This window comes from Tenacibaculum aiptasiae, assembly GCF_965221665.1.
Classification (GTDB): domain Bacteria; phylum Bacteroidota; class Bacteroidia; order Flavobacteriales; family Flavobacteriaceae; genus Polaribacter; species Polaribacter aiptasiae.
Window position 1 is genome coordinate 1,500,579 of the sequence record NZ_CBDCSN010000002.1, and the last position, 23,434, is coordinate 1,524,012.

Sequence of the window (23,434 nt, forward strand, 5' to 3'; positions counted from 1 at the left end):
TATAAAAAAGAAATGATATTTTTGAGATAAAAACAAGAGCTAATGAAACTAGTAATCCATAAAGTTAATAAAAAACACCTTCCGATAGAATTATTAGAACCTAATTTTTTCCTAGATGAAATGGAGAATTCGTTTATCAAAGGAACTTATAAAGAAAGGGAGGTAACTTATACTTCATCAGAATTAGAATTGAATAATATTAATTTTTTTATTGGGGCTAACAATTCTGGGAAGAGTCGGTTTATGAGAGGGTTATTAAGACTAGAAAATATTAATAAAGTGTTTTTTGCGAAAAATGAATCTATATATTCTATTTTACTAAGGATTAAAAACCCAATTTTAATTGATAAAGAGCGAACAATTAGTCAAACCCAATTAAAGGAAATCCAAAATAAAATAAAAAGTTTAGTTTTTGATGAGATTGATACAAACAATACTATTGATGAGCTTTATTCTAATGAAAAAAATGAGTTAAATTTTTCAGGTTTATTTCTTTATAAAGAAAAATTAAAGGATTTTGAAGAAGAGTTAAGTAAGATTAAAAGTGAAGAATTAAAAACAAAAATTAAGTTTTATATTGATTTATTTAATAAACTAGATGAAGAACTTGGATTTGCAAAAAAAAATGAAATAAGAAAGAAAACATATATCCCTATTTTAAGAAGTTTATTGACGACAGAACACTTAGGAGAGCATGCGTATAGAAATACAGTTAAAAAAGTCTTTTTCAAAGAAAAAACTTTGTCTAATAATATAAGTTTAGAAACGGGGTTGGATTTATGGGGTAGAATAGATAAAATGGGAAGGTCTCCTAAGAAAAGAGATATAGAAAAGTTTGAATTTTTTTTAAGTAAATATTTTTTTGAAGGAAAAAGAGTTGAGTTATTAGCAAGAGAAACAAGTGAATCATTAAACTTAATATCAATAGCAATTGACAATGGTGATTTTCGAAGTGCTAATGAAATAGGAGATGGTATTCAAACTTTATTACTATTACTCTTTCCTATTTTTACTGCTTCTGAAAATGAAATATTTTATATAGAAGAACCCGAAACAAATTTGCATCCAGGGTTTCAAAGAATATTTATTGAAACATTATTAACAAATAAAGACATTTTAGATAAGAATCTAAAATTCTTTTTTACCACACATTCCAATCACTTTTTAGATTTAACTTTAAGAAACGATAAGGTTTCTTTTTTTCAATTTCAAAAAATAGAAGAAGGTAAACATTTAATTAAAACAAAAATTAAACCGAGTAAAGAAACATTGGATTTACTAGGGGTAAATAATACTTCTGTTTTTTTAGCAAACACTTCTTTGTGGGTAGAAGGACCTACAGATAGATTGTACTTGTCAAAGTTTTTAAAACTGTATTGTAAAGAACATAAATTACCATATCTAAAAGAAGATATTGACTATGCTTTTTTTGAATATGGAGGGAATTTAATAGCACACTATCTATTTAAAGAAACAAAAGAAGAAATAGAGGAGGTTGATGGAAATGAAGTTAAAGATAAAATCAATTCTTTTGCTCTTTCAAGTAAAATTTATCTTCTGGCTGATAATGATAATGCGAAAAGTGGTGATGAAAAGTTTAGGAGAAGAAAGGTGTTAGAAGAATTATCCAATAATGATAACTTTAAATACCAAAACACTATTGTTAAAGAAATAGAAAATTTATTACCTGTAAAAATTGTTAAAGAATTTATGTTTGAATTGTTAACTAATGAAACAAATATAGAGATAGTTAAAGGAATAAATTTTCAGAGAAGTGAATATAAAAATGTGGGCCTAGGAGAATTTTATGTAAAAGAATTTAAAGAATGTGGTCTAAAAGAAGGTGACTATAAAAAGTTTAAGACTAAATCAGGTACTTTAAGTAGTGACTATAAAAAGAAATTAGCTCGTTTTGTTGTTGATAGCAGTTATAATTATGATGATTTAAAAGAAGATAATGAAGTACTTGAAAACTTAATTGAGAAACTGTATAATTTTATTAAAAACAATGACAAAACAACTTAATTATATTATTCTTGCCATTGCAGTTTTAGTATTCTTATTACTTCAGTTACCCTATTTTGCTATTGCCCAATATCCTTTTCGATTATTAGGAACTTGGTTTCATGAAATGGGACATGGTTTAACCGCTATTTGTGTTGGAGGAAGTTTTAAGTATTTAGAAATCTACGAAAATGGAGGTGGAGTTGCTTATTACACACTAAGTAATGCATTTATGCCCATTTCTATTGGGAATGCAATTGTAGCTATTGGAGGTTTATTAGGGCCGGCAATAGCAGGTGCGGTATTAATAGCTGGTGCAAAGCATACCAAGAGTGCAAGTATTTTATTGCGCCTTCTAATAGGAGTAATCATATTGTCGTTAATTGTATGGATACGATCGTATTGGGGTGTTATTGTATTAGGAGCTTTTGCTGTTCTTTTTATAATCATCACTTTGTTAAAGAATAAAAAAATAGAAGAGGGAACCTTATTGTTTTTAGGAATGCAATCTGTTTTAAGTAGTTACTTACAGTTAAATTATTTGTTTACCAAACAGTTTGTAAGAGGCGGGCAGGTTCAAAATTCAGATACACAAGCCATCGCTGAAAATACTTTTGGTACTTATTGGATGTGGGCTTTAATTGTAATCGTAATCAGTTTTTATATTGTACTTAAAAGCATTCGGTTCTATTTTAGAAAGTAACAATAAAGAGAAGTCTGTTTAAAATTATAGTTCTTTCGTTTTTCAAGGAATCTTTTTATTCATTTGCAGCAAAAGAATTTAAAATGACCTTAGCAGATTTTACCCATAAATTAAAAACAACACCAACAGCAATTATCTTTTCCGAAACAATGGCAGTTATAGAAGGTTTGTATGAATTTACACCTTCGGCTTTTAAAAATGGAAACATAGAGAATAGTGCTACCCAAAATTTAGGCTCTTGTAAAGTATTTGCCTTTGCTACAAAACAGCAGTTTACAAAAGAAGAGACTTTGGCATGCTTTGGTCAGTATTACTTCAAAGATGTACTAGAAAATCCTAACGGGACAGATCATCAAAACATTAGAAATTTTATGCAAACTGGTTTTGAAGGATTGGTGTTTGAGCAAGAAGTACTAGTTGAGAAAGAATTATAACTTAAAAACTTCAGAATAAACATTTAAAATTCGCAGAATCTATCAGCGAAACTGCAGGGAGCTTTTGTTGTTGTACGAAAGCGTCAGCGAGCTTCGGGGAAGCTTTCGTCGAGTTTCAATTGCATCAGCGAACTTCGCTGGCACTTCTGAATTTGTGCGAGAGCATCAGCGAGCTTCGCTGAAGGTTTCGTAGAAAAAAGAAAGTATCAACATACCGTGGTGAAGAAAACTTTATAAAAAGATTATTTGAATACGAAGTTTTGATATAATTTTCTGATGCAAAAAGTGTATTTTTAGGCTTTTCAAAAAAAAAGTTATGTCTAAAAATACCCTTCTAGCAATGCTGTTTGTAATTGCTTTTATAGCATGCAAACAAGAAAAAGAAATCCAAGTTTTAAAACCTTCTAATTATTTCGATGTTCTCAATAAAGAGTTTACGGGCGATTTAGCTTACGAAACCACTTCTTTTGTAGAAAAGTATTGGCGTGTTGTTGGAAATACAGGGTTTAATAAAAGTGTATTTAAAATAGCCGAAGAATTAGAAAAGGCTGGATTTGTAAAAGAGGAAAATGCTACTATCAAAGATTCTTTAACTTATAGAATAGAAAAAAGACCTCTAGAAAAACCAACTTGGGAATCTGTAGATGCAACTGTAAAAATTGTTGGAGATAATACTTCATTGTTACAGCATAGTACCAACAGAAATATGATTGCTTTAAATTCTTATAGTACGCCAAAGGAAGGGGTAACCGCTGAGGTGGTTTATGTAAAAGATTTAAAGCAATTAAAAACATTAGATATAAAAGGTAAAATTGTTTTTGCTGAAACCCATCCATATAGAATTTTTAATCAAGCAATTGTAGAAAGTGGTGCGGCTGGTTTAATTACTTATAGCAATCCAAAGTACTTACAACCAGAAAAGAATACTACTTCTATTCAATTTCGTTCAATTCCTTTAAATGAAACAATAAAGCCATGGGCAATAGCCATGTCTTATGAAGCAAAAGAAAGATTAAAGGCAAAACTTAAGGAAGGAAAAGTTGTTTTAGATGTGATGGTAAAGACGAATGTTTACCCATCTGAAGAGTTGACGATTATTGCCGATATTAAAGGGAATCAATATCCTAAGGAGCGATTGGTTTTTAGCGCACATATACAAGAGCCAGGAGCCAATGACAATGCTACAGGTGTTGGAGTAGCTTTAGAAATGGCAACTCTTACAGCAAAATTGAAAGGACAAAAACGATTTTCGCCTAATAGAACCCTAACTTTTTTATGGGGTGATGAAATTGTTTCTACCAACCGATATGTAAAAGAAGATAGTATAAGAGCAAAAGACATTAAATGGGGAATATCTTTAGATATGGTAGGAGAGGACACTAAAAAAACAGGTGGAACATTTTTAATTGAAAAAATGCCTGATCCAAGTGCTATATGGACCAGAGGAAATGATAAGCACACAGAATGGGGTGGGCAGAAAATGAAATTGAGTCAAATGAAACCTCATTACTTAAATGATTTTTTAATAGATAAATTTAAAAAACAAGGAAAGCACGCAAATTGGGTAGTAAATACCAACCCATTTGAAGGAGGAAGTGACCACGTTCCATTCTTAAAGAGGAATATTCCAAGTGTATTGTTTTGGCATTTTACAGATCAGTTTTATCATACCGATAATGATCGTTTAGATAAAGTATCAAAAGAAACCTTAAAAAATGTTGGAGTTGCATCTTTGGTTTCGGCATATTCGTTAGTTAATGCAAATGATAAAACAGCAAAGGCAATTTTAAAGGATATTAAAAAAGCTGCTTTTTCTAGGTTGAAAGAAGAGCAAAAGCAAAGTGAGTTAGCTTTAAGCAAGGGAGATTCTTTAAAAACTCAAAAAGCAATTATCAATGCTTGGAACGATTGGTATGTAAAAACAGCCAAAACAACAGAAGATGTGATAAAAAACAATGCAACTTTTACTACAGATGTAGAACAGACGCAAAAAGCAATAGATTCTGTTTCGTCCAAAATAATAGAAGCGCTTGTTAAAAAGAATCAGTCTTTAACTTCTGAAAATAAATAGTCGCTGCTTTTTTAACCTTTGGGGCTAAGATTAATGTTGAAATAATTGTTGGAATCGCCATTAGAGCATAGGCACTGTCCATTAAGTTAATTACAAAATCTAATTTAATTACAGAGGCGATTACAATGACAAACACATAAATGTGATTGTAATACTTCCCAATTTTTGAATTGGTCAAATAGCTCAAACAACTATAACCATAAAAAGAATAGGTGAATAAGGTTGAAAAAGCAAAAATTAGAACGCAAATGGTTAAAATAACACTTCCAGAGTTGTAAGGAAGTACAGAGTCGAAGGCAGCCAATGTCATGGTAATTCCATTACCATCAAAACCTTTCCAAATACCAGAAGCTAAAATAGCTAGAGCTGTTAAAGTACATACCAATAAAGTATCAATGGCTGGTCCTAACATGGCTACTAAACCTTCTCGTATAGGTTCCTTAGTTTTGGCAGTACCATGCATCATTGGAGCGGTTCCTAAACCTGCTTCATTAGAAAAAGCTGCTCTTTTTACCCCTGTGATAATTAAAGCTCCTAAAGCACCTCCTAATATCGATTTACCTGTAAAAGCATCAGTAAATATTAGTGAGAAGATAGCAGGAACGTCTTCAATTTTTAAAACCAATATTGTTATAACGGTCAATAAATAGATAACTACCATTAAAGGAACTAGTTTTCCAGCTACTTTTCCAATTCGTTTAATTCCACCAAAAATTACTGTAGATACAATAATTGCTATTGATATTCCCAATAGAAGTTTAGCAGTAAACTCATTCGCTTCGTTTACCTTAAAAACATCTACCAATGTTTGTGCTAATTGGTTTGCCTGAAAAGCAGGAAGTGTTCCTACCAAACCAGCAGTTGCAAAGAAAACAGCTAAGGGTTTCCATCGTTTACCGAGTCCTTCAGTAATAACATACATAGGCCCTCCTTTTACATCACCAGTCTCATCTTTACCACGATACATTACCGACAAACTACAAGTAAAAAACTTGGTAGCCATTCCTACAAAAGCACTTACCCACATCCAAAAGATAGCACCAGGACCACCTGTGGCAATAGCAATGGCAACACCACTAATATTTCCCATTCCTACCGTAGCTGCAATTGCGGAAGATAAAGCTTCGTAATGCGATAAGTCACCAGGAGAATCGTGTTTGTCGTATTTTCCTCTCAAAATAGCAATAGCATGACTCATATATCGAAAAGGAACTAAGCCAGAGTAGATGAATAAATACAATCCACCACCAATTAATAAAATCAATAAAGGAATTCCCCAAACCCAAGAAGAAAACTGAGCCACTAGGTTTTGAATATCTGACAGCATAAAAACTATTTTTAGCTAAAGTACTAAAAGTGAATACAAAAAAAGAACGATACTTAGATATTCACAAGTATCGTTCTTTTGTTTATTTTTTAGTTAAAGTCCTTATTTAATAAGTACTCCTTTTTTGCCTAAAATATCAATATCTCTTAAGAAACCTTCTTGAATTGTTTCTGCTTGAAAGATGAAGGTTTTGTCTTGTAATTGGTTGTTTTCAAAGAAACTTACCTGAAATCTGTTGTCTAACGCAAATAATTCAGGCTGCATTACTTCAAATTTAGAATAAGAGTTCGCAGGTAAAACATCTATTTTTCTACGGAATAAAGAAGTTGTTTTTGTATCAGAAAAACCTTGAGAAACAATTACAACCATTTCTATAGCTACCTCTTTTCTATTTATAATGTATACACCCCATTCATCTGAATTATCCTTTTCGTTTTTATCTAAAACAACAGCGATTTCAACATTTGTAACTACGGGTATTTCAATATCTTTTCTCATTAAAACTATATTAAAAGAAAGACGAAAGCTTGTGTTCTTTCGTCTTTTATGTGTTTTTGTATAATTAAATTACAGATTTAAACTGTTCTAAGAAACGCTTATCGTTTTCATAGAACATACGGATATCTGGTATTTGGTATAATAACATAGCAATACGCTCAATACCCATTCCAAATGCATATCCAGAGTATTTAGTAGGATCGATATTCGCATTTTTCAATACGTTAGGATCTACCATACCACATCCCATAATTTCTAACCAACCAGTTCCTTTGGTAATTCTATAATCAGTTTCAGTTTCTAATCCCCAGTAAATATCTACTTCAGCACTAGGCTCAGTAAATGGGAAATATGAAGGACGTAAACGAATTTTCGATTTACCAAACATCTCTTTAGTAAAGTATAATAATGTTTGTTTTAAATCGGCAAAAGAAACATCTGTATCAATATATAAACCTTCTACTTGGTGGAATATACAGTGAGCTCTTGCTGAGATATCCTCATTTCTAAATACACGTCCCGGAGAAATTGTACGAATTGGTGGTTCGTTGTTTTCCATATAACGAACTTGTACCGATGAGGTATGTGTTCTTAATAAAGTGTCAGGATTTTTTTCAATAAAGAAAGTATCCTGCATATCACGTGCTGGGTGATACTCTGGTAAGTTTAATGCTGTAAAGTTATGCCAATCATCTTCAATCTCAGGTCCTTCAGAAACAGTAAAACCAATACGATTGAAAACTTCAATAATTTGATTTTTAACTAAAGAAATAGGATGACGAGAACCTAAATTAATTGGTTCTGATGGACGAGTTAAATCTCCATAAACACCTTTTTCTTCAATAGCACTTTCTAAAGCCTCATTTAATTCAGCAACTTTTCCTTCAGCAGATTTCTTTAAATTATTTAATGCCTGACCAAAGTCTTTACGTAGTTCAGCGTCTACATTTTTAAATTCAGCAAATAAATCTTTTAATAAACCTTTACTACCTAAATATTTAATTCTAAAGTTTTCTACTTCTTCTTTAGAGGTAGCTTTAAAGGATTGAACGTCACCAATCAGTTCTTTTACTTTATCTAACATAATCTTTCCAAAAAGTTAAGCTGCAAATTTACGCTTTTTTGCGAAAAAATAACTGCTTTTTAAAGTGTTTGCGAAATCGTTGTAGAATTAGATAAAATAAAGCGTTAAATAGAAATTAACGAATTGGAAATTAATTATATTTGCAGGATAAAATTGTTTATAATTTATAATAACAGAACAACTAATTTTATGGAATCTAAAATAAATGAATTTATGGATTACGTTAAAGGACGTAATTCATATGAGCCAGAGTTTTTGCAAGCTGTACATGAAGTAGCAGAAACTGTAATTCCGTTTATAGAAAACAATCCTAAATATCAAGGAAAGAAATTATTAGAGCGTATGGTTGAGCCAGAGCGTGTTTTAATGTTTAGAGTTCCTTGGGTAGATGATAATGGAGAAACACAAGTAAACCGTGGTTATAGAGTTGAGTTTAACTCTGCTATTGGTCCTTATAAAGGAGGTTTACGTTTTCACCCATCTGTAAACTTATCAATCTTAAAATTCTTAGGATTTGAGCAAGTTTTCAAAAACTCTTTAACTACATTACCAATGGGTGGTGGTAAAGGAGGTTCTGATTTTAACCCTAAAGGTAAGTCAGATAACGAAGTAATGAAATTCTGTCAATCTTTCATGACTGAATTATCTCGTCATATTGGAGCTGATACTGATGTTCCTGCTGGAGATATTGGAGTTGGTGGACGTGAGATCGGATACATGTTCGGACAGTATAAGCGTTTACGTAATGAATTTACTGGAGTATTAACTGGTAAAGGAGCTACTTGGGGAGGTTCATTAATCCGTCCTGAAGCTACTGGATACGGAAATGTATACTTTGCTGATAACATGTTAAAAACTAAAGGTGATTCTTTTGAAGGTAAAGTTGTAGCTATTTCTGGTTCAGGAAACGTAGCTCAATATGCTTGTGAAAAAGCTACTGAGTTAGGTGCTAAAGTTGTTACTTTATCAGATTCTAAAGGATACATCTATGATGAAGATGGTATTGATGCTGATAAGTTAGCATTTGTAATGGAATTGAAAAACGTAAAGAGAGGAAGAATTTCTGAGTACGTAAATAAATATCCAAATGCTAAGTTCTTCGAAGGAAAGCGTCCATGGGAAGTAAAAGCTGATATCGCTTTACCATGTGCAACTCAAAATGAATTAAACGGAGAAGAGGCTAAAGTATTAGTTGAGAATGGATGTATATGTGTATCTGAAGGTGCAAATATGCCATCTACTCCTGAGGCTATCGAAGTATTCCAAGAAGCTAAAATTTTATTTGCTCCAGGAAAAGCTTCTAATGCAGGAGGGGTTGCTACTTCTGGTTTAGAAATGTCTCAAAACTCATTACGTTTATCTTGGACTAGAGAAGAGGTAGATAGTAAATTACATGGTATTATGAACAGTATTCACGAAGCTTGTGTAAAATATGGTACACAAGAAGGTGGATATGTTGATTATGTAAAAGGTGCTAACGTAGCTGGTTTTGTAAAAGTAGCTGATGCAATGTTAGATCAAGGAGTTGTATAATTTTTATATAACTTATATATAATAAAAAAAGCCTCATAGATTTTCTATGAGGTTTTTGTTTTGTGAGAGATTGTTTTTCTTCTTACTTGTTTCTAATAGTTAGAGGAATTTTATAAACATCGTTAGAAGATTGAATGATTACATTATAAACTTTTTTATAATTTAATCTACTCTTTATATAATCACATATTTGTGTTTTTTCACAATCTACATTTAAAATAACAATCTCACCTTTGTTATTAAGTGTAAATTCTACAATCGTTTTTATTTCATTGTTAATAGCGAAGTCTGGACTTCCTAAAAGTGTAACGATTTTGGCTCTAATTTCTTTTTTGTTAGGGTTCTCATTTGTTGAGAATACTGAAGTACTGATTAAAGTAACAAATACTAATACTAATAGCTTTTTCATTTTTTAGGGTTTTAATTTAGTTATGGTTGTGTTTAATTTAACTGTTGTAAAAGTATTGGTAATTAGTTGTTTATCTTCTTTTTTATTCGTTAGTAAAAGATGTTTTTTTAGTTAAAAAATAGCTGTTTTTTTAATAATTTACATTCAGATAATATTGAGTATTTGTATTTTTTTGGAAGAAAAAATTGCATTGAAAGCACCATAACTTTCCTTTTTTTAACGAATTTGATGTTTTAGAAGTATTTTATCATAAAGTCGTAAAAATTGAAGTTTAGCTTTATGTTTATTGCTGAAGTATATTTTGTACTTTCGAAAGATAAATTATTAGTAAATGTCACTTAAAAAGAGAAAAAAGGTACATACAATTGCCTTTTATAATGTAGAAAATTTATTTGATACTGTAAATGATCCATTTATTGCCGATGATGATTATACACCATTAAGTAAAAGAAGATGGAATGAAAAAAAATACTATCACAAAATAAAGAAAATATCATCTGTTATTAGCCAATTAGGTAATAAGGAGTCAGCTTATCCTCCAGCTTTAGTTGGTTTGGTTGAGGTTGAAAATAGTAGAGTGGTAAAAGATTTAATTAAGCACAAGAATCTATCAGTATACAATTACGATTTTGTGCATTACGATTCTCCAGATGAAAGAGGTATTGATGTTGCTTTGCTCTATCACAAAGACTTTTTTGAAGTGGTTTCTTCAGAAACTCATACCCTGCATTTAACAGATGAAGAAGGAGAGATTGATTATACTCGTGATGTATTAGCTGTTAAAGGATGGTTGAATGGTGAACTAGTTCATGTTTTGGTTAATCATTGGCCATCGCGTAGAGATGGTGAAGAAGAAACAAGACCTAATCGTATTAAAGCAGCTAAATTAGTTAGAAAGATTATCGAAGAAATCAAACATGATGAAAAAGATGCTAAATTCATTGTTATGGGCGATTTTAATGATGATCCTACTAGTGAAAGTATTAAAGAGTATTTAGTTACTGATAACTTGTATAATCCTATGAAATCACTATTTGAAAAAGGAAAGGGAACGCTAACATTTTCTGGAGAATGGCATTTGTTTGATCAAATCATCTTTTCTAGAGATTTTTTCGATTCAGAAAAGAGTTCTCATACATTTTTAAAGGCTAAAATTTTAAATAAAGATTGGTTGCGTACCAATAGGGGTAAATACAAAGGAAGCCCGTTTAGAACCTATATAGGACCATGGTATAAAGGAGGTTTTTCTGACCATTTTCCTGTGTATATTACTTTAGAAAAAGACGATTAATAAAAAATCCCGAGAGAATTCTCGGGATTTTGTTATTTATAATTAAACCTTCTGTTTATTCAACAGTAACAGATTTAGCTAAGTTTCTTGGTTGATCAACATTCTTACCTAACATTACAGCAATATGGTATGATAATAACTGTAGTGGGATAGTAGTTAATAAAGGAGTTAAAGCTTCTTCTGTTTCAGGAATTTCGATCACGTGATCTGCAATTTCCTTAACAGTTACATCTCCTTCAGTTACGATAGCTATAATTTTACCGCTTCTAGATTTTATCTCTTGAATATTACTAACTACCTTTTCGTAATGACCTTTGTTTGTAGCAATCACAAAAATTGGCATGTTTTCGTCAATAAGTGCAATTGGTCCGTGCTTCATTTCGGCAGCAGGATATCCTTCTGCGTGGATGTATGAAATCTCTTTCAATTTCAATGCTCCTTCTAAAGCAACAGGGAAGTTAAAACCTCTACCTAAATATAAACAGTTAGTTGCATCTTTATAAACATTTGCAATCTCTTGAACTTTAGAATCTATTTCTAATAGTTTTTCTACCTGGGTAGGTATTTGTTGCATTGTATGTAAATACTTATTTACAGCAGATGCAGATAAAGTACCCTTAGCTTGTGCAAGTTTTAAGGCTATTAATGTTAATACCGTTATTTGAGTTGTAAACGCTTTTGTAGAAGCAACACCAATTTCAGGACCAGCATGTGTATAAGCTCCAGCATGTGTTTCTCTAGCGATAGACGATCCTACAACATTACATACTCCAAATACAAATGCTCCTTTAGATTTAGCTAATTTAATAGCAGCTAATGTATCAGCAGTTTCTCCAGATTGTGATATAGCTATTACAACGTCTTTTGACGTAATAATTGGGTTTCTATATCTAAATTCAGAAGCATATTCAACTTCAACAGGAATACGAGCCATATCTTCAAAAAGATACTCTCCAACTAAACCAGCATGCCAAGAAGTACCACAAGCAATGATGATAATTCTGTCTGCATTTAAAAATTTAGAAATATGATCGTTAACACCAGCCATTCTAATGATACCTTCATCAGCAAGCATTCTACCTCTATATGTATCTATAATAGCTTTTGGTTGTTCGTATATTTCTTTTAACATAAAGTGATCGTATCCACCTTTTTCAATTTGCTCTAAGCTTAATTGAAGTTCTTGGATGTTTGCATCGATCTCCTTGTCGTTATCAATTTTACGAACTTTAATTCCTTTATCTTTTTTAATGATAGCTAATTCACCATCTTCTAAATAGATAGCATCTTTAGTATATTCAATAAAAGGTGAAGCGTCAGAAGCAACAAAAAACTCTTCATTGTTTTTACCAACACCTATAGCAATAGGACTTCCTAAACGAGCCACTACTAATTCATTAGGTTTTGTTTTGTCGAAAACAGCAATGGCGTAAGCTCCAATTACATTAGTAAGTGCTAATTGAACGGCTTTACCTAATTTACATCCTTCATTCTTCTTTACTTCTTCAATTAAGTTTACTAATACTTCTGTATCAGTATCACTTTTAAAAGTATATCCTCTACTAATTAACTCTTTTTTAATTGTATCATAATTTTCAATAATTCCATTATGAACAATTACTAAATCTCCCGATTCAGAAAAGTGAGGGTGAGAGTTTACGTCGTTAGGCACACCATGAGTTGCCCATCGAGTATGACCAATACCTATTTTACCTTCTTTTCTTTTTTCTTCTTTATTGGTTATGATTTCTAAATCAGCAACCTTTCCTTTGGTTTTTGATAAATGCATAACATCTCCGTCATACATCATAATACCAGCACTATCGTAACCTCTGTATTCTAATCGCTTTAATCCATTTATTACAATAGGATAAGCGTCTCTATGTCCTATATACCCCGTTATTCCACACATAACTATTTAATTATTTTTCTTTTGAATATGATATTTTTAATACTGCTCTTTTAGTTGTGTTGGCAGCTTCATTTCCGTCTAATAGTGTTACCCCTCTAGGGTTCCAGTTGTAAGTTTTTACATTAACATCTAAAACATTATTTGTTATAGGATTGTCAGTAGGGTTATTGTAAACTTTCATTATTAAAGGAGAAATGTCACTAGTTGTGCCATCAAGCAATTCAGAAATATAATCTGTTATTTTAAAAGTATATTTTTCAGGTTTGTCTTCTGTTATCACTAAATTACCTCCAAATAAAGCTGCTTCTCTATAAGCATCTGTTATTTGAGTTGGAGTAAACCCTCCATTTCCATTGTCTTTATTTTGATAAATAAATAATCTTTGAGGTAATAAGTTTTTATCAGTATTAATATTTTGGTTAATGTAAAATGATAAGGTAGCATCATTAACTAACCAATTATTAGCTCTTAAATCATTAAGCTTAGTGTTGTCTAAGATTTTTATGCTAGCTGCAGTTCCGGATGTTCCTTGAATTATAAAGTTATTCGCAGGTGCTGGAGTAACTACAGGGCTCATTTTATAAATACTATTTCTTACACCAGTTAAAGGGAAAGAATATGTATTTGGTAAAGTGTCTTTTAAAACTAAGTTAGCCTGTCCATCTTTCTTTTCAAAAGTTGTAATTGTATAATGGAAGTCTAAAGTTGCAGAAGCATTTGTTCCTAAAAGGCTTAAAGGTACCATTGATCCATTCGATCCTTCAGATTTTACTATTAAACCTCTAAAATAATCATTGAATGCATCAGAAGAAGCAAATTCGCTGTCTTTAAACTTGTCCCAAAAAAGCTCTTTCATACGAGTCATATCTAACGGAATAGCTAAAAATGGTGCCTTGTTAGCAAGTTTAATAGTATCTTTATAAGTATTACCATTACTAATATTTCTTGTTAAAACTAACATAGTGTCTTTTGGACTAGGAGTAAAACTAAATCCAGTATTTTCAGTTAGTAATTCTGATTCAATATATGAATGGTTTGACTCAAATTTATTTTGATTAGCTGGATTATTAGGATCTAAAGTATTTAAGAAAGTTCCGTTTCTAAATATCTTTAACGTAGTTGGTATTGTTGGGTCTCCTAAAACAGAATCTAATCTAAATTTAGGTTTTCCATCTGTTTCCTTTCCAATATTTGTTGCTGTATATGGTAATTTAAGTATTACTTTATCAAGGGTAAAAATAGAATCTATTTCTCCATTGTTTACAGCAGCCTTTACATCTTCTGTTTTTGGGTTTGTAAGTAATGTTAATTGACTTACAAAAGACGATTCAATGGCTTTGTAATTGTCATTTTTATATACACCTAACCAATATTCACCTAATCTACCAATAGCAATATTATCAGCTCTAACACTTTGAATATCTACTGGAGTTATTTCTACGTCTAATAAAACTTCACCAGTATCAAACTTAGTATTGTTTACAACACTACTTCCTATGTCGCTAAAATCTTTTTCACACGATATAATAGCCGCAAAACATAGCAGGCTAATACCTAAAACACCAATTTTTCTAATCATTTTGTATATTATTCGCTTAATTCTAAAACGTTCTCTTTATAAAATTCTAAATATGCTTCAGTTAAAGCTTCTTCTGATTGAAATTCTAAGACTTTTGTGTCTTTTTCGTTAATATAACTTTCAATTTCTTCAGGTAAAACTTCGCTACCTTTTACAATAGCATCTGAATTTTCAATAGCACTCTTTAAAATATTAATATAGTTTGGTGTTTCTACAGTTGATACTTTTGTTCCTTCAATTTTATCAAAACGAATTTTATTAGCTAGTTCACCATTTAATTCACCATCAAAGCTACTATTGTAAAGCGAAGTTACAATCTTACTTTCTGCAAACAATGGTTCTTCTTTATAAAATTCTCTTAAATATAATGGAAGTAAAGAAGCCATCCATCCATGAACATGGATAATGTCTGGTGCCCAGTTTAATTTTTTAACTGTTTCCACAACTCCTTTAGCAAAGAAAATCATACGTTCGTCGTTATCGTCAAATAACTTGTCATCTTCATCAGAATAAACAGCCTTACGCTTAAAATACTCATCATTATCAATGAAGTACACTTGCATTCTCTCTTTTGGAATAGAAGCAACCTTGATAATTAAAGGCATGTCCATGTCGTTAATAATTAGATTCATACCCGATAAACGAATTACTTCGTGTAATTGATGTCTTCGTTCATTTATAACCCCAAAACGAGGCATAAAAATACGAGTTTGAACTCCTTTAGAATGTGCATTTTTAGCAACGTTAAATGCAGTAGACGATAATTCTGTTTCTGGTAAATAAGGTGTTACCTCAGATGAAACATATAGTATTCTCTTATCCTTCATTAAATCTGTCTCTTTTATTGAAGGTGCAAAAATACGAAATTTTATGCTAAAATGGTGTTAAATTGCTAATTTTGCACGTATTCCAAGGATTAAAGAATGAAAATATTCAAAAAAAAATCAGAATTAATAGATTTTTTATCTAAACAAAAAGCAGAGGAGAAATCAATTGGATTTGTACCTACAATGGGGGCTTTACATGAAGGGCATCTATCTCTTGTTAGAAGAGCAAAGAAGAAAAATGACATTTCAGTAGTAAGTATTTTTGTTAATCCAACTCAGTTTGATAATAAAGAAGATTTATTAAAATACCCTAAAACATTTGACAAAGATGTTGAGTTGCTTGAAAGTGTAAATTGTGATGTGCTCTTTTTTCCATCTGTAGAAGAAATATATGAGGAAAATATAGTGTCGGAAAGTTTCAACTTTGATGGGCTAGAACACCAAATGGAAGGTAAGTTTAGAGATGGACACTTTGATGGAGTTGGTACTATAGTTAAAGTATTATTTGAGATAGTAACGCCTGATAAAGCTTATTTTGGAAAGAAAGATTTTCAACAATTACAAATCATAAAAAAATTAGTCAAAAAATATGATTTGCCTGTAAAAATTAAAGGTTGTGATATTTATAGAGAAAAAGATGGTTTGGCAATGAGCTCTAGAAATGCTCGTTTAACAGAAGAACATAGAAGTATAGCTCCTTTTATTTATAAAACGTTAAAAAAAGTAAAGAAAAAATTTGGCATAAAAGATGCAAATGAATTAACAGAATGGGTAAAAAAACAGTTTAAAAAAGAAGCTTTATTAGATTTGGAATATTTTACTATTGCAGACGAAAAAACTTTAGAAACTGTAACGAATTTTGAGCCTAAGAAAAAATATCGTGCTTTTATAGCCGTTTTTGCAGGAGATATTCGTTTGATTGATAATATCAAGCTGAAATAATTTCGTCAAAAACAACTTATTAATCATCAAAAAACAACTATTTTTGTGCCATGTTAGTTCAAGTAGTAAAATCTAAAATCCACCGAGTAAAAGTTACTGGTGCCGATTTAAATTATATAGGAAGTATTACCATTGATGAAGATTTAATGGATGCTGCAGGTATTATAGAAGGAGAACGTGTTCAAATTGTGAATAACAATAATGGAGAACGTTTAGAAACTTATGCTATTCCTGGACCAAGAGGAAGTGGAGAAATTACATTAAATGGAGCAGCTGCAAGAAAAGTTGCTAAAGGAGACGTATTAATTTTAATAGTTTATGCTTTCATGGAATTAGAAGAGGCTAAGAAATTTAAGCCATCTTTAGTATTTCCTAATGAAGCGGATAATACCCTTACTTAATTTTGAATTTAAAAAAAGTCTTAAAAGTTATATTGCCTCTCGTTTTGGGAGGTTTTTTAGTTTGGTATTCATTGTCAAAAGTATCAATAGATACTTTATTACAATATTTTAAAGACGCCAACTATTGGTGGATTGCCTTAGGGTTGTTTTTTGGAATCTTAAGTCATTTATCAAGAGCTTACCGTTGGAAGTTTTTATTAGAGCCAATAGGTTATAAACCCGATCTTGGAAATAGTACAATGGCAGTATTGGTAGCTTATTTAGTAAATTATGCAGTGCCAAGAGCTGGTGAGGTTTCTAGAGCTGCTGTTATGACTAATTATGAAGGTATTCCTTTTGAAAAAGGTTTTGGAACTATAGTTGCAGAAAGAATCGCAGATGTAGTAATGATGTTATTAATTATTACAATTACATTATTTGTTCAGTTTGATTTCATATATGAACTTTTAACTAAAAACTTTGACCCAATAAAAATTGGAATTCTTCTAGCTTTATTGGTCTTAGGAGGTTTTGTTTTTACTCGTTATGTAAAAAAAGCACAATCGGGAATTGGTTTAAAAATTAAAAGCTTCGTCTCTGGTTTGGTAGAAGGTGTTACGAGTATTTTTAAAATGAAACACAAATGGGCATTTATTTTCCATACAGTATTTATTTGGGTAATGTATGTGATGATGTTCTGGGCAACAATTCCAGCAATTGAAGGTTTACAAGTTCCTTTTGGAGGAGTATTAATAGGATTTATTGCAGGAGGATTTAGTATTGCAGCTACCAATGGAGGTGTTGGTTTATATCCAGTAGCAGTAGCAGGAGCTTTGGCTTTATTTGGAGTTTCAGAAGAGCCAGCGACAGCTTTTGGATGGATAATGTGGACTGCTCAAACAGCAATGATTATTGTATTTGGAGGATTAGCATTTTTACTTTTACCACTTTATAATAAAAAATAAAAAAATATAAGTAGGGTTTTTTAATCGTGATTCGTTTACCTAAAAAATAATTTAAATAAACAGTGAATCATGATGAATATAATTAGAAAATCAAGCTTAGTTTTAATGTTAGTTACTTTGTTAGCTTCTTGTAATGATAATGATGAGTTAGCTATAGATAATAGTGCTAATAATCCTTTAAATGCTCAGATAGAATTCAAATCAGCAAAAGGATTAGATATTCAAGTAATTGGAACAAGCGATGATAAAACAGCCGATTATGAGTGGGAAGTTGTTGATGAAGTAGAAAAGAAAGCGCAACGTTATAAAGCGACAAATGAAAACGGTAAAACAAGTTTACATTGGGGACCAAGATTAGGAGTTACAAAATTTACCTTAATCATTACTTCTAAGCAACAGCAAGAGCCAATTAAAGTAACAAAAGAGTTTACAAGAACTCAAAAAGAAATTGATGATTATAACAATATATAAGTTGTAGAAAAACCAGAGTAAATACACTCTGGTTTTTTATTGTTGTGATATATTTGTTGAATAAACAAAATAATAATGGCTAAAACCAAAACAACTTTTTTCTGTCAAAACTGTGGAACGCAGCATGCACAATGGGTAGGGCAATGTAATATTTGTAAGGAATGGAATACTATTGTTGAAGAAGTAATACAAAAAGAAGAAAAAAGAAGCTGGAAAACGCCGTCAAATAAACAAAAAACAACTTCTAAGCCACTTAAAGTGGAAGATATTCAATTGAATCTTGAAGAGCGTGTAGAAACTAAAAATAATGAGTTAGACACTGTTTTAGGCGGAGGTATTGTTAAAGGAGCAGTTGTTTTGTTAGGAGGTGAGCCAGGAATAGGGAAATCAACGTTATTATTACAAATCGCTTTAAAAATTCCTCAAAAAGTATTGTATGTCTCAGGAGAGGAGAGTCAATCGCAAATAAAAATGCGAGCAGAACGTTTAGAGGCAAGCAATTCAAATTGTTTAATTCTTACTGAAACAAATACACAACAAATATTTAAAAATATAGAAGAGGTTCAGCCAGATGTTTTGGTAATTGATTCTATTCAAACATTACATACAAATACCATAGAGGCATCGCCAGGGAGTATTTCGCAAATTAGAGAGACCTCAGCAGAGCTTATAAAGTTTGCCAAAGAAACTTCGACTCCAGTACTATTAATTGGACATATAAATAAAGAAGGTAATATTGCAGGACCTAAGATATTAGAGCATATGGTTGATGTAGTATTACAGTTTGAAGGAGATAGAAATCATACCTATCGAATTTTACGTTCTCAAAAAAACCGTTTTGGATCTACGGCAGAATTAGGAATTTATGAAATGTTGTCTAGTGGGTTAAGAGAAGTATCTAATCCTTCAGAAATTTTAATTTCAAAAAAGGATGCAGATTTAAGTGGAACAGCTATTGCTTCAACGCTGGAGGGAATTCGTCCGTTAATGATAGAAATTCAAGCTTTGGTTTCTACAGCAGTATATGGAACACCTCAGCGAACCACCACAGGGTATAATTTAAAACGATTGCATATGATTCTTGCAGTGTTAGAAAAACGAGCAGGTTTTAAATTAGGAGCGAAAGATGTCTTTTTAAATGTAACTGGAGGTATTCATGTAGATGATCCTGCGATTGATTTGGCAGTAGTAGCAGCTATTTTATCATCAAATCAAGATATGGCGATTAATCCAAATGTTTGTTTTGCTGCAGAAGTAGGTTTGGCTGGGGAAATTAGACCTGTATCAAAAATAGATCAGCGTATTATAGAGGCTGAGAAATTAGGATATAAAACTTTTGTTACTTCTAAATATAATAAGATTGCAAGTAGAGATCATTCTATAAAACTAATTTTGGTTAGTAAAATAGAAGAGGCTTTTGCTACATTATTTGCATAAGTCTTTATGTGTTAACTATTCTTAGGTAATCCTAAGATATAATATCCCTGTTTTTTACCTTTTTCATTCTTAGCATGGTCAATAATCCAAGTGTAAGAATTGTCTTTTATGTTTTTTAATAAGTAATTTTGAATATCCTCAAAAGTATACATTCTTACCAAAGAAGCTTGTCCGTCCCAAGCATATATAAACGGGATGATTGGAATTAGATATGTGAAAATAATTTGTTTTATGGTAACTCCTTTTGTGAATGGAGTCATAAAAAGAACCATAATTATTAAAATGACCATTGAAATAGGTAGCAATAACCACCAAAGTAAGGTAGGGATATTGTTTTCTCCCATTTCATAAATTAAAAGAGGTTGTTTGTTTTCTTGGGCTGTTTGCAGAATTTGTTGAGCATTTTTTGGTGGCATATGATGAAAGCTATTCATCATAGTTTTTAACCCACTAGGAGCATCTTTAAAATCGGTTGCATTTAAAGATTTTTGTTGATAATGTACATTTTCAATAGTAGTATTATTAATACGGTTTACCACTGATGGATTGGGGTATAAATCGGTAAGTAGTATGTTTGTAGGTTTTTCTTCTTTTTTATTGATTTCTTGAATAACGTCTAGCATAACCCCGCCAGACCCTGAGCCTAAATCAACAATTTGTTTGAAATCATATTGCTTTTTAATATTTATAATAAGAGTTGCAACAACATCTTTTGTTTTTAGCATTTTTAGTAGCAACGCTAATAAGTTGGTAATACTACTTCTTATAAATGGAGGTAGCCAATTAAAATCTTCAAACTCAAAAAGCTGTATGCGTTTCATTGAACAATAATTTTTGCATTAAAAATAATGAAAAACACTTAGATTTATTTATTTTTTAGTCGGGTTTTAGATATTAAATCATGTCCGCCTTGTTCTAGTCCAAATAAATAAGAAACTGCATCAAAAGGATTTAATCTTAATAAAGTTCTATATAAAGTTTTTCTTATACCAGGTTTAGAATTAGTCATATCAACAACTACAGTGTTTGTAATCATTTTACCCAATGTTTGGCCTAAAAAGTATTCAAAAATGAAATAGTAAAATACAAAAACTAAATAGTATAATATTGCATAATCGAAGGAATAAAGTATGTTGTATAAAATAAGACTAATAAAGCTTATGGCTAGAGTATCAATTACAAAATTTATTATCCGTGTCCCTTTATTAACCTCATTTGTTTTCATAGCATTTTTATGATTAGTTATTAGGTCGCTAAACTATAAGATTCAGGGTAAATAATCAAACTCAATTTTGTAAATAAAAAAACTCTTACAATGTGTAAGAGTTTTTATAGTTATAAGGTTTCTTAACAGCATCCACCACCATCATAGTGATAAGTAGATTCTGAGAAATAAATATCATCTCTGCCTAAAGCTTGTAAAGCAGCAGCAGTTTTATCGCAAATAGCTAATGGTTGATTTTTTAATAATGTATGTCCAGCTCCATCATCAAAATAATCTTCATCACCGTAATAAATAGCAGCTTTTCCTGTAAATACACAAGGACCATCTTCTGGCATTGGGTCTTTAATAGCAGCTACTTCAATAGATTCAATGTAAATTAACTCATCAGTTGGGTAATTCTTTGGATCTAAAATTCTATAAGGTTTTCTAGCTCTAATTTCAATAGTTCCAAAGCCTGCATCAGTTAACATTTTTACATATTCAGCAATAGGTAAGCTTCCACTTAAACAAAGGGCACGTAAACGTTCGTCGTTACGTAAAGTTTCGTTCATAGGTTGCTCACATGTAGGATCGCTCATTACTAAACGCCCGTGTGGTTTTAAAACACGATACATTTCAGCAATAGCTTTCTTTAAATCTTCAGTTTTAAAGATATTAAATAAGCAGTTTTGTGCAGCTACATCAATAGAGTTGTCTTCTACAGGTAGATTTAAGGCGTCTCCTTTACGTAAATCAACAAACTCACTTTTAAACCAATCGTTTTGCTCTTCGGCAACTTTAAAGTTTTTACGAGATGCTTCAAGCATTTCGTCTACTACGTCTAATCCTATAACACCACCTTTGTTTCTGTTGAAATAAGAAAACTGTAATAGTTCCATTCCGCCACCAACTCCTACATATAACATTTTAGGATTATTGGTTAAATCACGTGCATGTACTGTAGAACCACAGCCGTAGTTCATTTCTTGCATAATACGTGGAATTTTTAATCCAGGTAATTCCCATATTGGATTGGTAGTACAGCATAAACCAACATCAGGTGTTAGTGCAGCTTCTTTGTATACATTATGTGTTGTATCTAAATAACTCATTTTTGTTTTTTTAATTTAGTGTTGATAAATGCATCAACAGAAAAAATATCTAATTCACGGGGTAGTATTAATAAACTTACTAAAAGTATAGTTCTGTACATTACATGCGATAAATCCCAAATAGGTTCCTTTAATCCATGTCCAATTGTTACGATAACTAAAACACTAGCTAAAACATATAAGGCATAGTCTCTTTTAAAGCCTATTACTAACAAAAAACCAGCAATTAATTCAATAATAGAAGTGTAATATGCTGTAAATAACAATAGGAAATCTGGAAGTAAATCGCCATAACTAGTTAAGAAAAAGTTTTTATAAACTGCGTCTAATCCAAATTTAAATACTTTGCCAAATCCTTGAAAAAAGAAAATGAATCCAAGAATCAAACGGATGGTTGTTATTGCTATTTGTTTATTTTTTTGCATTAAATGTTTTTAACTAATTCTTTAAATAAGGTAATCATTTTAGGTTCTGCTTGTCCAGCTATTGCAATAATTTCTGCAATATCAACAGGTTGTAAATTTTTAGGATCACACTCATCAGTCAATACAGAAATTGCTGCACAAGGTAAGTCTAGTTGTTTAGCTACAATTACTTCAGGAACTGTACTCATACCAACAGCGTCAGCTTCTAATATTTGTAACATTCTGTATTCAGCTCTGGTTTCTAATTGAGGGCCCACAACACTAGCATATGTACCTTCATGCAATTGTATGTCGTTAGTTTTTGCGATATCTTTCAATAAAGCATTAATTTTTTTTGAATACGGCTCTAGCATGTCAGCAAAAATATTTCCAAACTCGTTAGCTCCTTTAAAAGCTAATGGCGATCCTCCTTGTAAATTGATATGATCTTCAAGTAACATCAAATCTCCTTTTTTATAAGAAAGATTAACGGCTCCAGCAGCATTTGAAACTAGTAAAGTTTGAATTCCTAAAGCATGCATTGTACGAATACCATAAGTTACTTCCCATAAGTTATAACCTTCGTATACATGGAAACGTCCAGACATAACCAATACTTTTTTTCCAGATAAATCACCATAAATTAATTTTCCAGAGTGAAACTCAACAGTAGCTTGAGGAAAGTGTGGGATTTCTGAATAAGGAACTTCATGCTCTATTTCAATTTCATCTACTAGTTTACCTAAACCAGTACCTAATACAATTCCTATTTGCGGGTTTGTTATTCCTTTATTTTGAAGAAACTCTTGCGTTTCTTGTAAGTCTAATTGTTTTTTTAGCATTTTAA

The 23,434-nt window shown here is 31.2% G+C and carries 23 protein-coding genes; 11 read left to right on the plus strand and 12 right to left on the minus strand.

What is annotated here, in order from left to right:
- Positions 1-42: 42 nt before the first annotated feature.
- The 4 genes from ACOQN8_RS07160 (at position 43) to ACOQN8_RS07175 (ending at position 5,212) form a co-directional block, all read left to right on the plus strand.
- Positions 43-2,025 carry an AAA family ATPase gene (locus ACOQN8_RS07160; protein ID WP_420552172.1) on the plus strand — a complete coding sequence of 661 codons (1,983 nt, stop codon included), beginning with the start codon at positions 43-45 and terminating at the stop codon, positions 2,023-2,025.
- The gene (locus ACOQN8_RS07165; protein ID WP_420552173.1) at positions 2,009-2,707 is read left to right on the plus strand and encodes a M50 family metallopeptidase; all 699 of its coding nucleotides are present in this window, start codon (positions 2,009-2,011) and stop codon (positions 2,705-2,707) included. Before ACOQN8_RS07160 ends, ACOQN8_RS07165 begins: the two co-directional genes overlap by 17 nt.
- Before the next feature lie 83 nt (positions 2,708-2,790).
- Positions 2,791-3,141, plus strand: coding sequence for a HopJ type III effector protein (locus tag ACOQN8_RS07170; protein WP_420552174.1), 351 nt, complete (start codon positions 2,791-2,793; stop codon positions 3,139-3,141).
- Between the two features lie 316 nt (positions 3,142-3,457).
- Entirely contained in the window at positions 3,458-5,212 is a 1,755-nt protein-coding gene (locus ACOQN8_RS07175) for a M28 family peptidase (protein ID WP_420552175.1), read from the plus strand.
- On the opposite strand, the gene ACOQN8_RS07180 is transcribed toward ACOQN8_RS07175, so the two are convergent.
- The 3 genes from ACOQN8_RS07180 to pheS all read right to left on the minus strand — a co-directional run bounded on the left by ACOQN8_RS07180 (position 5,175) and on the right by pheS (position 8,121).
- Positions 5,175-6,539 carry an alanine/glycine:cation symporter family protein gene (locus ACOQN8_RS07180; protein WP_420552176.1) on the minus strand — a complete coding sequence of 455 codons (1,365 nt, stop codon included), beginning with the start codon at positions 6,537-6,539 and terminating at the stop codon, positions 5,175-5,177. The genes ACOQN8_RS07175 and ACOQN8_RS07180 overlap by 38 nt on opposite strands.
- A gap of 102 nt (positions 6,540-6,641) precedes the next feature.
- Complete coding sequence (locus tag ACOQN8_RS07185) at positions 6,642-7,037, minus strand: hypothetical protein (protein WP_235275603.1); 396 nt, start codon at positions 7,035-7,037, stop codon at positions 6,642-6,644.
- A 64-nt stretch (positions 7,038-7,101) separates the two neighbouring features.
- Entirely contained in the window at positions 7,102-8,121 is a 1,020-nt protein-coding gene (pheS, locus tag ACOQN8_RS07190; protein ID WP_150899411.1) for a phenylalanine--tRNA ligase subunit alpha, read from the minus strand.
- 189 nt (positions 8,122-8,310) lie between these two features.
- Here pheS and gdhA point away from each other — a divergent pair, with 189 nt between their 5' ends.
- A complete protein-coding gene (gene gdhA / locus ACOQN8_RS07195; protein ID WP_420552177.1) occupies positions 8,311-9,654 on the plus strand; it encodes an NADP-specific glutamate dehydrogenase in 1,344 nt (447 codons plus the stop codon).
- A gap of 82 nt (positions 9,655-9,736) precedes the next feature.
- On the opposite strand, the gene ACOQN8_RS07200 is transcribed toward gdhA, so the two are convergent.
- A complete protein-coding gene (locus tag ACOQN8_RS07200; protein WP_420552178.1) occupies positions 9,737-10,063 on the minus strand; it encodes a hypothetical protein in 327 nt (108 codons plus the stop codon).
- 331 nt (positions 10,064-10,394) lie between these two features.
- On the opposite strand from ACOQN8_RS07200, the gene ACOQN8_RS07205 reads away from it, so the two are divergent.
- The gene (locus ACOQN8_RS07205; RefSeq protein WP_420552179.1) at positions 10,395-11,354 is read left to right on the plus strand and encodes an endonuclease/exonuclease/phosphatase family protein; all 960 of its coding nucleotides are present in this window, start codon (positions 10,395-10,397) and stop codon (positions 11,352-11,354) included.
- A gap of 55 nt (positions 11,355-11,409) precedes the next feature.
- On the opposite strand, the gene glmS is transcribed toward ACOQN8_RS07205, so the two are convergent.
- The 3 genes from glmS to ACOQN8_RS07220 are packed head-to-tail and all read right to left on the minus strand — an operon-like array spanning position 11,410 to position 15,672.
- Entirely contained in the window at positions 11,410-13,266 is a 1,857-nt protein-coding gene (glmS, locus tag ACOQN8_RS07210; protein ID WP_420552180.1) for a glutamine--fructose-6-phosphate transaminase (isomerizing), read from the minus strand.
- 10 nt (positions 13,267-13,276) lie between these two features.
- Positions 13,277-14,845, minus strand: a complete 1,569-nt coding sequence (locus ACOQN8_RS07215) for a DUF4270 family protein (RefSeq protein ID WP_420552181.1) — start codon at positions 14,843-14,845, stop codon at positions 13,277-13,279.
- A gap of 8 nt (positions 14,846-14,853) precedes the next feature.
- Positions 14,854-15,672: a glycogen/starch synthase gene (locus ACOQN8_RS07220; protein WP_420552182.1), complete on the minus strand. Its 819-nt coding sequence runs from the start codon at positions 15,670-15,672 to the stop codon at positions 14,854-14,856.
- Between the two features lie 96 nt (positions 15,673-15,768).
- Here ACOQN8_RS07220 and panC point away from each other — a divergent pair, with 96 nt between their 5' ends.
- The 5 genes from panC (at position 15,769) to radA (ending at position 19,867) form a co-directional block, all read left to right on the plus strand.
- Positions 15,769-16,614 (plus strand): pantoate--beta-alanine ligase, encoded by an 846-nt coding sequence (gene panC / locus ACOQN8_RS07225; RefSeq protein ID WP_420552183.1) that lies wholly within the window; start codon positions 15,769-15,771, stop codon positions 16,612-16,614.
- Between the two features lie 50 nt (positions 16,615-16,664).
- Entirely contained in the window at positions 16,665-17,015 is a 351-nt protein-coding gene (gene panD / locus ACOQN8_RS07230) for an aspartate 1-decarboxylase (protein ID WP_101903293.1), read from the plus strand.
- Between the two features lie 32 nt (positions 17,016-17,047).
- Positions 17,048-17,959, plus strand: coding sequence for a lysylphosphatidylglycerol synthase transmembrane domain-containing protein (locus ACOQN8_RS07235; RefSeq protein WP_420552184.1), 912 nt, complete (start codon positions 17,048-17,050; stop codon positions 17,957-17,959).
- A gap of 69 nt (positions 17,960-18,028) precedes the next feature.
- On the plus strand, positions 18,029-18,430 hold the full coding sequence (locus ACOQN8_RS07240; protein WP_420552185.1) for a hypothetical protein: 402 nt from the start codon (positions 18,029-18,031) through the stop codon (positions 18,428-18,430).
- A 75-nt stretch (positions 18,431-18,505) separates the two neighbouring features.
- Positions 18,506-19,867 (plus strand): DNA repair protein RadA, encoded by a 1,362-nt coding sequence (radA, locus tag ACOQN8_RS07245; RefSeq protein WP_150899395.1) that lies wholly within the window; start codon positions 18,506-18,508, stop codon positions 19,865-19,867.
- Between the two features lie 11 nt (positions 19,868-19,878).
- On the opposite strand, the gene ACOQN8_RS07250 is transcribed toward radA, so the two are convergent.
- From ACOQN8_RS07250 to ACOQN8_RS07270, 5 genes are all read right to left on the minus strand, one after another.
- Entirely contained in the window at positions 19,879-20,688 is an 810-nt protein-coding gene (locus ACOQN8_RS07250) for a hypothetical protein (protein ID WP_420552186.1), read from the minus strand.
- A 44-nt stretch (positions 20,689-20,732) separates the two neighbouring features.
- Positions 20,733-21,092, minus strand: coding sequence for an RDD family protein (locus ACOQN8_RS07255; protein WP_420552187.1), 360 nt, complete (start codon positions 21,090-21,092; stop codon positions 20,733-20,735).
- Between the two features lie 122 nt (positions 21,093-21,214).
- The gene (gene arsM, locus ACOQN8_RS07260) at positions 21,215-22,183 is read right to left on the minus strand and encodes an arsenosugar biosynthesis arsenite methyltransferase ArsM (protein WP_150899393.1); all 969 of its coding nucleotides are present in this window, start codon (positions 22,181-22,183) and stop codon (positions 21,215-21,217) included.
- Positions 22,180-22,608 carry a DoxX family membrane protein gene (locus ACOQN8_RS07265; protein WP_420552188.1) on the minus strand — a complete coding sequence of 143 codons (429 nt, stop codon included), beginning with the start codon at positions 22,606-22,608 and terminating at the stop codon, positions 22,180-22,182. The genes arsM and ACOQN8_RS07265 overlap by 4 nt, the downstream gene beginning before the upstream one ends.
- The gene (locus ACOQN8_RS07270; protein WP_299119936.1) at positions 22,608-23,429 is read right to left on the minus strand and encodes a purine-nucleoside phosphorylase; all 822 of its coding nucleotides are present in this window, start codon (positions 23,427-23,429) and stop codon (positions 22,608-22,610) included. Before ACOQN8_RS07270 ends, ACOQN8_RS07265 begins: the two co-directional genes overlap by 1 nt.
- Between the last annotated feature and the right edge of the window lie 5 nt (positions 23,430-23,434).